Annotated in this window: 11 protein-coding genes; 7 read left to right on the top strand and 4 right to left on the bottom strand. The window is 68.9% G+C overall.

What is annotated here, in order from left to right; all coding sequences use genetic code 11:
• Positions 1 to 6: 6 nt before the first annotated feature.
• Positions 7 to 1137, bottom strand: coding sequence for a hypothetical protein (locus D7X99_RS17745; RefSeq protein ID WP_121778803.1), 1131 nt, complete (start codon positions 1135 to 1137; stop codon positions 7 to 9).
• A 122-nt stretch (positions 1138 to 1259) separates the two neighbouring features.
• Between D7X99_RS17745 and D7X99_RS17740 the strand changes: the two genes are divergently transcribed.
• Both D7X99_RS17740 and D7X99_RS17735 read left to right on the top strand, forming a co-directional pair.
• Complete coding sequence (locus tag D7X99_RS17740) at positions 1260 to 2195, top strand: bestrophin family protein (protein ID WP_121778802.1); 936 nt, start codon at positions 1260 to 1262, stop codon at positions 2193 to 2195.
• A gap of 96 nt (positions 2196 to 2291) precedes the next feature.
• Positions 2292 to 3032 (top strand): endonuclease/exonuclease/phosphatase family protein, encoded by a 741-nt coding sequence (locus tag D7X99_RS17735; protein WP_121778801.1) that lies wholly within the window; start codon positions 2292 to 2294, stop codon positions 3030 to 3032.
• 40 nt (positions 3033 to 3072) lie between these two features.
• On the opposite strand, the gene D7X99_RS17730 is transcribed toward D7X99_RS17735, so the two are convergent.
• Positions 3073 to 4662, bottom strand: a complete 1590-nt coding sequence (locus D7X99_RS17730; RefSeq protein ID WP_158627023.1) for an endo alpha-1,4 polygalactosaminidase — start codon at positions 4660 to 4662, stop codon at positions 3073 to 3075.
• 148 nt (positions 4663 to 4810) lie between these two features.
• Here D7X99_RS17730 and D7X99_RS17725 point away from each other — a divergent pair, with 148 nt between their 5' ends.
• The 3 genes from D7X99_RS17725 to D7X99_RS17715 all read left to right on the top strand — a co-directional run bounded on the left by D7X99_RS17725 (position 4811) and on the right by D7X99_RS17715 (position 6470).
• A complete protein-coding gene (locus D7X99_RS17725; RefSeq protein ID WP_121778799.1) occupies positions 4811 to 5146 on the top strand; it encodes a helix-turn-helix transcriptional regulator in 336 nt (111 codons plus the stop codon).
• Positions 5147 to 5151: 5 nt separating this feature from the next.
• Entirely contained in the window at positions 5152 to 5640 is a 489-nt protein-coding gene (locus tag D7X99_RS17720; protein ID WP_121778798.1) for an SRPBCC family protein, read from the top strand.
• A 146-nt stretch (positions 5641 to 5786) separates the two neighbouring features.
• On the top strand, positions 5787 to 6470 hold the full coding sequence (locus D7X99_RS17715; RefSeq protein ID WP_121778797.1) for a hypothetical protein: 684 nt from the start codon (positions 5787 to 5789) through the stop codon (positions 6468 to 6470).
• Between the two features lie 3 nt (positions 6471 to 6473).
• Here the strand turns inward: D7X99_RS17715 and D7X99_RS17710 are convergent, their stop codons facing one another.
• Positions 6474 to 7382, bottom strand: a complete 909-nt coding sequence (locus tag D7X99_RS17710) for a LysR family transcriptional regulator (RefSeq protein WP_121778796.1) — start codon at positions 7380 to 7382, stop codon at positions 6474 to 6476.
• A gap of 151 nt (positions 7383 to 7533) precedes the next feature.
• Between D7X99_RS17710 and D7X99_RS17705 the strand changes: the two genes are divergently transcribed.
• Positions 7534 to 8394: a haloalkane dehalogenase gene (locus D7X99_RS17705; protein WP_121778795.1), complete on the top strand. Its 861-nt coding sequence runs from the start codon at positions 7534 to 7536 to the stop codon at positions 8392 to 8394.
• A 23-nt stretch (positions 8395 to 8417) separates the two neighbouring features.
• Here the strand turns inward: D7X99_RS17705 and D7X99_RS17700 are convergent, their stop codons facing one another.
• Positions 8418 to 11015 (bottom strand): DEAD/DEAH box helicase, encoded by a 2598-nt coding sequence (locus tag D7X99_RS17700; protein WP_216671850.1) that lies wholly within the window; start codon positions 11013 to 11015, stop codon positions 8418 to 8420.
• A 905-nt stretch (positions 11016 to 11920) separates the two neighbouring features.
• On the opposite strand from D7X99_RS17700, the gene D7X99_RS17690 reads away from it, so the two are divergent.
• Positions 11921 to 12121, top strand: a complete 201-nt coding sequence (locus D7X99_RS17690) for a hypothetical protein (RefSeq protein ID WP_121778793.1) — start codon at positions 11921 to 11923, stop codon at positions 12119 to 12121.
• Positions 12122 to 12264 lie beyond the last annotated feature (143 nt).

The following is a 12264-nucleotide window of genomic DNA, read 5'->3' as shown; positions in this document are numbered from 1 at the left end:
ACCCCATCACTCGATGGTGGAGTTCGTCACCCGGATGGGCGTGTCCGAGTGGTTCGAGATCTGCGGATAGGTCACGTACCAGGAGCCGCCCTTGTTGTTCTGGATGACCGAACGGTCGATGCGGATGTCGCCCGAGTGGTCATTGGTCACGAAGAAGATGGCGCTGCCGTGCGCATTGACCTCGTTGTGTTCGATTCGCGTGCCACAGAGCGACAGCATCATCGTGTTGCCGTCGTTGTAGATGGCCCCGCCGCTGCCACCGCCCGGGGTGCCCGGCTGCGCGGGATTGGCGCCGTTGCCGATGGCCCGGTTGTGGGAGAAGAGGCTGTTGATGAGGGTCCACGACACGCCAATGCTGCTGATGCCGCCGCCGTTGGAGCCGACCCCGCCGTAGCCCTCCTTGCCGCCGAAGGTCGTGTTCACCACGTAGACAGGCCGGTCGTCGTACTGGTCGAACACCCGCAGCGCCGCGCCTCCGACGTCCGGGCCGGTGTCCGCGCACAGGTTGTTGAAGAAGCGGGAGTTGATGACCTTCACCCGCCCACCGCGCACCCAGACCGCGCCGCCTCCGTCGTACTCCTTCTCACTCTTGGAGCTGGCGTCCACGAAGGTGAGGTTCTGGATCGTCAGCCGCGGGTGGTCCTGGTCCTGGCAGTGAGAGGTCGTCCACACCTGGGCCTGGTCGCAGGTGTTCATGTACAGGATGCGGTGCTTGCCCGCGCCACTGAGCGTCACCAGCCCCTTGCCGTCGATGACGATCTCCGGCCCCTTGTCGTTGAAGACCTTCGCCGTCCGGTCCAGCGTGATGACGACAGGCTCCGGGCCGCAGTCGAAGGTGATGACCCCACCCTTCGCCACGGCACTGACGAAGGCGTCCGAGGTACAGCTGGCTGGCGTCCCCGTCCCGACGACGGTGGTGGGCCGGGACACGTCCGCGAGCCCCGCCTCGGCGGGAACGGTGCACGTCGCCTCGGCGTTCGGGTTGCCGGCCGGAGGCCCGTCCTTCGGGTTGGTCAGCGGGTTGGGTACGTCCACGCCCTCATCGTCCGAGCAGCCAGCGGCGCACACCAGCGCGACCCCCACGGTCAGGGAGCGCAACGTGGACATGGGGAACCGGTGAAGTCTCTTCGGGTGCATTCAGCCTCCAGGAGGGAGGCAGTCTAGGGCGGCGGTGCACCCGGGATGAACCAGGGTCATTCCCGGCGTCACAGCGAGGAGCGCTTGCGGCAGCCGGGGATTTGGGGCACGAGGCACGCCTCGTGATCGTCCGTCCCCGCCCTGGCTTCTTCAAGCTTCTGTTCGTCGTGCGCGGCACCATCCTCCCGCGCGTCCTTCCTCATGTGTTGGGGGTCGCGGCGCTCGCCACGTTGGTCGTCCTGACGCTCAAGCAGGGCTACATCCGGCTTCCCATCACCTCGCCCGCGCCGCTGTCGCTGCTCGGCATCGCGCTCTCCATCTTCCTCGGCTTCCGCAACAACGCTTGCTACGACCGGTGGTGGGAGGGACGGAAGCAGTGGGGCGCGCTCATCATCGAGGTGCGCGCCTTCACCCACGCGACCATCGCGCTGCTGGACGACGGACGCGCCGAGCTGCCCGACGTGGGTCGGCAGGCGGCGCGGAGGCTGGTGCACCGCACCATCGCCTTCCCCTACGCGCTCGCCGCGCACCTCCGCTCGCAAGACGCCGGTGAGGCCATTGGCCGCCACCTGGAGGAGCCCGAGCGCTCGCGTGTCCTGGGCAGCGGCAACCGCCCGAATGCCCTCCTGCGCGAGCACCAGCTGGAGCTTGCCCACCTGCTCCGTGAGGGCCGGCTCACCGACATCACCTGGGCCGCCTTGAACGAACGGGTGCACTCCATGATGAGCATCTTCACCGCCTGCGAGCGCATCCGCCTCACGCCCCTGCCCTTCGCCTACACGGTGCTCCTGCACCGCACGGCCTACCTCTTCTGTCTGCTGCTGCCCTTCGGCCTCGCCGAGTCGATGGGTTGGTTCGCGCCGGTGCTCACGGCCATGATCGCCTACACCTTCTTCGGCCTGGACCTCCTGAGCGAGGAGCTGGAGGAGCCCTTCGGAGAAGCTCCCAACGATCTGCCCCTGCTCGCGATGTCCCGCACGGCGGAGATCAACATGCTGGAATCGCTGGGCGAGCCCCAGCCGGAGCCGCTGCGCCCCAAGGACTTCGTCCTCGGCTGACGGAAACATTCTTCTCAGTATTTTCAGCGAATACTGCTTTAGCTAGCTTCCCACGGAAGCGCCAGGAATGACCCTGGCGCGCATTCCGAGGGAACCATGCTCAAGCTCTTGTCGTCGGCCGTCCTCAGCCTGCTGCTGTCGCTGGGGCTCGTGCCCGCTCCATCCGAGGAGACAGCACCGGCGGCGCTCGCCGCCACGACGACCACGGTCGCGACGCACAACACGTGGCACGGGCAGGCGAACACGAGGCCGCTCGCGGACATCATCGGCTGGCAGGAGGTGGACACCGCGGAGGGCCACTCCAAGCTCGATGCGATGGATGCCTACGCCCACTTCCGGCCCGGTGACGGCCGGCTGGACGCGCGCAATTCCATCGCCATCTCCTGGCGCAAGAACAAGTTCGAGAAGACAGGCGACGGCTCCCGCCTCACGCACGGCGGTGAGGCCGACGTGACGCCGTCGCGCTTCGTGAACTGGGTCGTGCTGAAGAACCTCGCGACCGGCGCGAAGCTGGCGTTCGTCAACACCCACTACATCTCCGGCGCCTGGAGCGGCGAGCACCCGGAGCGGCAGGAGCGCTGGCGGACGCACAACACCGTGGTGCGCGAGGTCGTCGCGGAGCTGCGGGGCCGGGGGCTGCCCGTCGTCCTGGTGGGCGACTTCAACCGCGCGCTGTCGCAGGACATCCCCGGGATGAACCACCTGAACACGGCGGGCGTCAGCGGCGTGCCCATTGATCAGATCTACGTCAGCGTGGGCATCGGCACCGGTCCCGCCGAGCGCCTGGAGAAGTACGGCTCCGACCACTTCGCCTATACCGCGACCGTCCAGTACTGAGGAGAAGGCCGGGGCGGAGGGACCGCCCCGGCCCGCCCTGTTACCAGCAGGTGAACTGGAGGTTGTCGTAACGGACCGACGCGGTGCTGAAGACCAGGGTGCGCATGTCCCCCTGGGCGAAGCCGCTCTCACCGCAGGCACAGGTCGCGCCGGTGCCCGTGCACGACGTCCAGTTGGTGAGGTCCCCGCTCGAGTCCTTGCGGTACTCGGCGTTGAAGACCGCCTTGTTCTTGTTCGTGAACCAGGTCTTGTACGCGCCGCACTCGTTGAACCTCTGGCACTCCTCGTTGATGGCGAAGTCGAAGGAGTCCGCGAGCGCGGGGACCTGGTCCACGTCGTTCTTGAGCGCGATGCCCAGGCACAGGGAGTGGGCGGTGGTAGCCAACCAGCGGTTGTATTCGAGCTGGTTCGCCGCCGTCAGGCCCCAGCAGGCCTGGTCGGTGCAGTTGATTTCGTCGTCGTGCGAATAGCCGTCGATGTTGTCCGGCTCCACCGCGTCGCAGCCCTTGTTCTTCGCCAGCTGCATGCGCGACGTCATCACCGTCCGCACTCCCTGCTTGCGGTGATCCAACCACCACTCACAGCCGCCGCCAGCCGTGCACCAGTCGCCCATGATGTGCACGGACTGCGCGCAGTTCTCCCCGGGGGTGCAGTACGTGTCCTGCGGGAACTGGTTCGCGTCTTCCCGCCAGTCCTCATAGGAGCCCGCGCTGAAGTAGCAGACCACCTTCTTGCCGGCGGTCTTGTACTCCTGGATCTTCGCGATGCTCGTATTGAAGAGGTCCACGACGTAGACCTGGGCGTTGAGGTTGGTGGGAATGGCGTCGTGCTCCAGGTCCCACATCCAGGTGGTGCCCTTGGGGAAGGCCGCCACCGTGCAGGCGGAAGCCTCACCACAGACGTTCGGAGTGCCGCCACCGCCGCACGTCTGAGGACTCTGGCAGGCGCCACAGCTCGCGACCGTGCGGGCCTGGCCACAGTTGTCGGTGCCGCTCGCCTGACCGCAGCTCGCGCCCTGCCGCGCGCAGAAGGCCGCGTCCGTTTCAGCGGTGCACGTCGTGGAGATGTCCCACGCCACCTGGAGCCGGAGGCTGTCCAGTTGCGCCGCGTCCGTCCCCGCGCCCTTGAGGATGCGCGCGCGGACCTCGCCGGTGCCCGACACGAAGTTCGACGCGACCTCGGGGGTGGGGAGCGCGAGCGTCAGGGCCGGCGTCCACACCCAGTCACCGCGCCCCTGCGAGTTGGCGATGCTGACCCAGCTGGAGGTGGAGAACCTGTAGAGCTGCCACTGGTAGTAGGACGCGGCGACGCCGGGCCCCTGGTACTTCGTCAGCAGGCTGAGCTGGGTGACCTGGGCCGGGGTGGGCGCGGCCTGGGTGAGGCTGGAGAGATTGAAGGACAGATAGCCCGTGTAGCTGGGGCTGAACTCGATGTACTGCGCATAGCAGTCCGCGTACGCGCCGACCGTGCAGTTCGCGCTGTTCGTCTTGAGCACGACCATGCCACCGCTCTTGCCCGACGCGTCCGTGTTCGCCTGCGTGCTCGCGGAAGCGAAGTCGATGACCTCCGAGCCCGGCAACGACTGCTGTTGAGCTTCCGGCTCCCGCGCGTCGTCCGCCTCCAATGGCATGCATCCAGGTGTCAGCAAGGCAAGGCAGGGGAACAGCCAGGTACTCCAGTTCGACATTGCGCCTCCAGGGGTTTGGGCCCGGCTATCACAAAAGGCCACTTCATCACTTAGCTCTTGCGCTAAGTGTCTGAAGACGTTACTTAGCCTCGTGGAAAAGCATCCGGAAACGCTGAATGGAATTTTCCAGGCGCTCGCGGATCCGACCCGCCGGGCGGTGATTGCGCGTCTGGGAAAGGGCCCCGCCAGCATCAGTGACCTGGCGAAGCCCTTCGACATGGCCTTGCCGTCCTTCATGAAGCACATCCACTTCCTGGAGGACAGCGGGCTCATCCGCACGCACAAGGAAGGGCGTGTGCGGACGTGCGCACTGGAGAAGAAGCCCTTCGCCACCGTGGAGTCGTGGCTGTCCGCTCAGCGGGCCCTCTGGGAGGCCCGCACGGACCGGCTCGAGCAGTTCGTCACCGGCGCATCATCCAAGGAGTGAATCGAATGGCCCCTGCCCTGAATCCCGAGCTCGACCTGAGCATCTCGCGCATCATCAAGGCGCCGCGCGCTGTCGTCTGGAAGGCCTGGACGGACCCCGCCAGCTTCGAGCAGTGGTGGGTGCCCGCGCCGTCCCGGTGCAAGGTGTTGGAGATGGACCTGCGGCCCGGCGGCGCGCTGGTGACGCACTTCAGCGAGACGGCCACCAGCGACTTCGGGCCTCACCTCAGCGCGTGCTTCCTCGCCGTCGACTCGCTCGAGCGCATCGTGTTCACGAACGTGATGGTCGCCGGCTGGCGGCCCGCGGACGTGTCCGGCATGCCGCTCATGACCGCGATCATCACGCTGAAGGATCATCCGCAGGGCACCGACTACAGCGCCCACGTGATGCACAAGAACAGCGCGGACAGAAACATGCACCACGACCTGGGCTTCCACGAAGGATGGGGCACCGTCACGGCGCAGCTCGCGGCGATCGCCGAACGGCGCGTGTGACACCTGTGTCCGGCATCCGCGGGCGCGAGCTCTGACAACCTTGTCGTGCGCGGGCGCGAAGGCACTCTGAGCGGGCCTCATCCACGCGGGTGGAACGACCCTTGCTCCAGCAAGGATCCGTCCCCATTCGCAGCAGGAGGCATGCGTTGAACAAGGCGATGCTGATTCCGGTGCTCCTTCTCCTCACCGCGACCCAGGCCCAGGCCGTGGAGCCGCCGGGGCCGCGGCCCTCCGTGGGAGAGCGGCCCGCGCACGCGCTCTGGATCTCGCCGCTGGTGACCGGTTCCCTCCTGCTGACGGGGCCACTCGTGGGCGGCACGCTCCACGTGGCGCTCCCTGTCGGCACGAACCTCCAGCTGTCGGACCAGACCGACCTGGTCATTGAAGTCACGCCCCGGTACGCGCGCCGCCGCTGCACGGATGACATCGGCAACTGCGGCACGGGCCGGGCGCTCACGGTCTCCACGGGCGTGGCCTGGACGCCATGGCCCCGCGCACGGGGCGACGGCTTCTTCCTCCAGCCCAAGCTGAGCGGCATGGTGAGCAACGAGAAGGACCGGCCCGACGCAGACAAGGGCGAGCCCGCCAATCGAAGCACGACGGGAGGCCAGCTCACCCTGGGCCTGGACCTGGGCTACCGGAAGACGTTCGCACGCACGAACTTCTATCTCGCCGCGGTGCTCGGCGCGGCGGTGGGCTACAGCTGGAACCAGCAGCGCAAGGAGCTGGACCTCGGCGGCCAGTACAGCCTGCCGTGGGGTGATACGCGCAGGAACGGGCGCATCGTGGACATCAACATGGACATCCTGCGGGTGGGCTTCAGCTTCTGATGCTCACGCGGCCAGGACCGCGAGCCGGACCAGCTCACGGAAGTACCTCGCCGCTGGGTCCGCATGCGTTCGGTCGTGCCAGCACAGGGCCATCTTGACGGTGTGCGCGGGGACCGGCGCGTTGACACAGCGAACGCCCAGGCGCGCTCCCTGCGCCGCGACGAGTGACGCCGGCAACGTCACGACCAGGTCGGTCGCGGCCACGATTGCCGCCGCCGTCAGGAACGAGGGCACCGTCATGGCGACCTCGCGGCGGATGCCCGCGCGTGCGTACGCGGCGCCAACGAGGTCCCGGAAGCCCTTGCCCGGGACCATCTCCACGCCCACGTGACGGAGCGCACCGAGCGCACGCGCGGACAGGCGCTTCGTGAGTCCAGGGTGGTCGCGGGCCACGAGGACGGTGCGCTCGTCCAGCAGCGGTTCGATGTGCAGACCCGCGCCCCGCCCGGCGAGGCCGATGTGCAGGTCGACCTGTGACGAGGTCAGGTCCCCGAGCGCCACGAGCGAAGCGATGCCGACCACGGAGAGGCGCGCGTTCGGCATCTCTCCAGCCATCCGGGCGGCGATTCGCGGTCCCCATGTGACCTGCCCCGCATCGGCGACGGCGAGCGTGAAGGTGCGCGTGCAGCGGGCCGGCTCGAAGGGGGCCTCTTGCAGCCCGGACTCCAGTTCGCGCAGGCCTCGGGCGATGGCGGGAGCCAGCGCGAGCGCGCGGGGCGTGGGGACGATGCCACGGCCCTTGCGCGTGACCAGCGGGTCGCCCACCACGGACCTGAGGCGCGCCAGGCTGTTGCTGATGGCGGAGGGCGTGACGTGGAGCCGCTCGGCCGCGCGCACCACGCTGCGCTCGGTGAGGACGGTGTGGAGCACCAGGAGGAGGTTGAGGTCGAGGGCGGCGATCGAAATGCTCACGGTTGGTGAGCCTAGACCTCACGAACCATCACTACCAGGGAGGTGTCCCCTTCCCCATCATGGGTGCATGCACAGACTGCTCGGCTGTCTCGTCGCGGGCGTGCTCATCGCATGCCACGCCTCTCCACCGCTTCCTTCCCGGAGCACTCCCATGCCCATGGTTCACCAGATCCAGGTCCTGGATTCGTTCATCTCCTACCGCGAGGCCGGGACGGGCTCGCCCATCGTGTTCCTTCACGGCAACCCCACGTCCTCACACGTGTGGCGGAACGTCATTCCGCCGCTCGCCGGCCGGGGCCGTTGCCTCGCGCCCGACCTCATCGGCATGGGGGATTCGGGCAAGCCAGACATCCCGTACCGGTTCGAGGACCACGCGAGGTACCTCGATGCGTGGTTCGACGCGCTCGACCTGCGGGACGTGGTGCTCGTCGGCTACGACTGGGGCGGTGTGCTGGCCCTGGATTGGGCGCGGCGGCATCCGGACCGCGTGCGGGGCGTAGCCGTGTTCGAGACGTTCCTCCGCCCCATGCGCTGGAGCGACTGGCCTCCCCAGGGCGAGCAGCTGTTCCGCGCCCTGCGCACGCCAGGGGCCGGTGAGCAGCTCGTGCTCGAACAGAACGCGTTCCTCGAGAAGTCCTTCGCGAACGGCGTCCAGCGCGGGCTCGCGGAGGGTGATCGGGCCATCTACCAAGCCCCGTATCCAGACGCGGCGTCGCGACGCCCGGTGCTGCAGTGGCCTCGGGAGATTCCAATCGATGGTGAGCCCGCTGACGTCGCCGCGGTGGTTGAGAACTATGACGCGTGGCTCGCGCAGCCGTCCGTGAAGCCGGTGCTCCTGCTGACGTTCGGCGACACGGGGCTCAACGCGCCGAGCATCGTCGAGTGGGCGCGAGCCAATCTCCAGTCCCTCGAAATCGTCCCGCTCCATCGCGCGGGGCACCATGCGCCGGAGGACGCGCCGGAGGACATCGTGCGCGCACTCCAGGCCTGGATGGACCGCTCCGCTTTGTGAGCAACCCGGGCTCGTGCGACTGGTCAGCGCCTCCGCCTGCCGCCTCCCCGCCGCCCTCCGTACGTTGAGCCCTTGCCGTGATGGCCCCGGTTGCCCTCACGCTCCGGGGCCTGCACCTGGGGCCGACGCTCGCGGGTGGCCTCGGCGATTTCGTCCGGCATCCAGGGCTGGTCGAGCCGGTCCTGGAGCTCCAGAAGCGAGCGGGCCTGGAGCACGCCCCGCCGGCCCCGGGCCACGCTGAAGCGCTGGGGGCGGTCGAGCACCGGCAGTTCCTCCTCCACCAACGTGCGGGCGAGCTTCTCCGGCAGGAGCAGCCGCACCACGCCCCGCAGGGCCCCGTCCGACAGCTCCTCTACGTCGTACTCCAGCGGCACCGCCTGCTCGCGGACCTCCACGTTGTCCGGGAGCGCCAGGAGTGCCCGGCGCGTCGCGGGCGGCACGAGCGCGTCCAGGTCCAGCCGCAGCGGGCGCTCCCGGAAGTCATCGAGCGTGTCCACGCCATCGAGCTGCGCCTCGTAGAGCGCGGTGAGCTCGGGATGCCCCAGCGGCGCGGTGATTCCCCCCGAGCGCCGCCACAGCTCGCGCACCTCGGCGATGGCGACCCGATGCCGGTCCACCGCGGGATGCGGCGCCTCGCCCCGCGCCAGTGCCTCCGCGAGCGCGTGCCGGGCCGCCGTGGCCAGCTCCGGCCCCCAGGCGCGCAGCACGTCCACTTCCTGCTCCAGCGTGAAGCCGAAGTAGTCCAGCCGCTTGACGAGCACGACCGAGCGGAAGCGCACGTCATACACGGGCGCCACCGCGTGACGTTGGGCGTAGCGGCGCAGCAGCGACTGGGGCAGCTGGGTGCCTTCGATGGCGCCCTGCGACTCGCCATTGCGGTCGGCGAAGTAGCGCAGCGTGCCCGCCACCGCGCCCAGGTTGCCGCACACGCTCGTCTTCGACACGCGGGTGAGCTCACCCCAGGACGTGCGCTCGTCGATGACCAGGTCGAAGGGCATGAAGCGCGCGAGCAGGTCGCAGAAGCGATGGTGGATGCTGGAGCTCGCGAACGGCATGCGTGCGGGCAGCGCCAGTCCCACGCTCCGGTACACGCTCGCCATCGCGAGCGCCGCGTCCTCCAGGGCCTTCACCAGCACGCCTCTCCCCTCCGCCCACGCCGCGAGCTTCTCCGGGTCGAAGACGTGGCGCGGCAGCCCCTGCACCTCCCCCACCGTGCCCGCCACCCGGAAGGCCTCGGCGTACAGGTTGTACGCGGTCAGGTGGTCACTGCCCTGCACGAGCACCTCTTCCAGATTCCGCTCCTCGCGCGTCATCCGGTGCAGGGACTCCACCGCGCTGCACACCGCGAGGAACGGCAGCAGCGCGTCCTCCGCGTTGACGATGAGCTCCGCCCACGGACGCTCCACGGGCAGGGCCTCCACCGCCCGGCCATAGGCGGACAACCGTCCGTCCGCGTCCACGATGCCGCGAGCCTCCAGCTTCGCGAGCGCCCTCCGATAGGCGGCGCGGTCCAACGGCACGGGCAGGTCCAGCTCATCCGCCCGCACACCCAAGGCCGCCGCGGTGAGCGCCACCCGCTCCGGCTCGCCCGCGAGCTGGAACTCAGGCTCGGTGGGCCGCAGCGAGGCGAAGTGGATCAGCCGGTCGCTGAGGATGAAGACGCGCCCGCCCGCCACGCGTCCGTGCACGCGCCCCGCCATTTGCAGCAGCTCGTTGTTGCCCAGGTGCACGCGGGTGAGGACGTTGCGCCCGCCCTCCACCACGTTCGTGAAGCGCAGGTCGTCGATGACGACGGTGTCCAGTCCGGGCACGTTGAGCGCGCTCTGCCCCGCCGCCGTCATCGTGAGCACGAACGGCCGGGGCGCAGTGCCCTCCAGGAAGGGGCGGATGGCCCGCAGCGGCTCGCCGCCGTGGTAGTGCGCGGCATGGACGTCGGCTGTGCGTGCACGCACGTGGGCCGCCGCCTCCTCCACTCCGGCGCGCGTGGCCAGGAACACGCCCACGCCACGCCCCTGCCGCTGCACGTCCTGGAGGAAGGCGTCGTCGAGGAAGGACAGCGGCTTGCGGCGCTCCACCTCCACCTGGGCCCCCTTGCCCGGATCGAAGGTGGACACCTGGAGCACGTCCGCGCTGTCCAGGTAGCGCGCGTAGAAGGCCGGGTCCACCGTGGCGGACAGCCAGATGAAGCGGCAGCCCAAGCGCTTGCCCAGGGCCAGGCACAGCTCCAGCTCCGCGGAGGTCTGGTGGATCTCATCCACGATGAGCGTGTCCTCACGCCGGATGGCGCCTCCCTGGAACCAGCGCCGCGCGATGCCGGTGGTGACGATGGCCACGTCCGCGAGCGGCGTCTCCGCGGTGGCCTCCCGCTCGCGGTTGACCACCGCCACCCGAAGGGGCCGCCGGCCCGTGAGTTCCTCCGCGATGGGGCGGATGGCGAGCGTCTTGCCCGTGCCGGTGCCCGCGACGATGCCGAACCCCTGCCCGCTCCGGGCCAGCGCGAGGAGGTGCTCGCCGTGGTGCTCTCCCAGGTACGTGCGCAGCTCCAGCCCGAGCGCCAGCTCGATGGTCTCGCACGCGGCGCGCGTGGGCGCGATGACCACCACCCGCCCGCGAGGGAGCATCGTGGAGGAGGAAGCGTCAACGGGAGGTGGCAGGTAACGGTCGGTGGGCGTGCGCACGAAGGCCAGTGATACGCACGGGAGGTGTCCCGGGGAAGCGTTAGATGCGTCCGGGACCGGTCAGAACGAGGCAGGCAGCCGCGCACGCCAGGGCTTCAGGCATCACACGGGCGCCTGGCCCCATGGCAATGCCCTCAACCCACATGAGAGCCGAGGACGCGAATCGCGCGTCCCCGGCGCGTCAGGGTCAGCGGCTCATGTCGCCTCCACCCGAGCCCGAGCCACCCGAGCCCGAGCCACCCGAGCCCGAGCCACCCGAGCCCGAGCCCGAGCCGCCAGTGCTCGAACCACTCCCACCGGGGCCACAATCACCCGAGCTGCCAGTGCTTGAGCCGCTGCTCGTACCACCTCCGCTAGAGGTACCTCCGGTGGTGGAGCTGCCGCCCGTGCTGGAACCACCCGTCCCCTGGTTCGTCCCTGCACCTGATCCGCCAACGTCGCCAGAGCCCGTCTCGGATCCCTCCGTTTCCTTGGAGCTTCCGACGTTCGTCCTGCCTCCGATTCCTGGCTCCATCGTTCCGGAGCCACCCGTGCCGATCCCCTCACTTTTCGTGGTCTTGCACCCCGCGCCAACGAGCAGCGCCGACACGAGCGTTCCCAGCAGTACCGCCTTGAATGCCTTCATTGCATGCACCTCCCTCACCGGCCCGGGGGAAGGTCGAGAAACAGCTCCTCGGGAGCCACTGACCTTGGGGATGGGTGCGAGGTCGGGAAGGCACACCTCGGATGAGACGGGGAGGCTTCATCGAAGGGGCGTAGGCACCGGCTCCCGGCCCTGGGTGTCGAGCCTCGTCCAATCGAGGACTCGTCTCTAGAATGGACGGGCCGTTCAACCCGGGAGGTCGTACATGCGCAAGGGAATCGCGAAGTTCGTGTTCATGATGGGCGTCGTGGCTGGTGGCGCCGTCGGGGCGCTGATGCCCACCAACTCCGAGGCCATTGGCCTCTGCTCCAACATCTGCATGAACGAAGACTGCTCGTGCTTCCGCCAGTGTGGCGGCGCGGGCGGTGGGCAGTGCGTGTGTTCGGACGAAACCATCTGCCAGTAGGCCGCAGCGGATGAACCGCGTCCGGGCCCATCACGGGGCCCGGACGTACCCGCCTCGCCCGGTTACAAACGGCCAGAGCCCCGCATGAAAACAGCGAAGGCCGTGCACCACCACGCCCTGTCGCGAGAACTCACCGAAGCAAC

This window comes from Corallococcus sp. AB032C (assembly GCF_003668935.1).
In the GTDB taxonomy this organism is placed as follows: domain Bacteria; phylum Myxococcota; class Myxococcia; order Myxococcales; family Myxococcaceae; genus Corallococcus; species Corallococcus exiguus.
The sequence above is the reverse complement of the archived record's forward strand: the minus strand, read 5'-3'. Positions and strand labels throughout refer to the sequence as shown.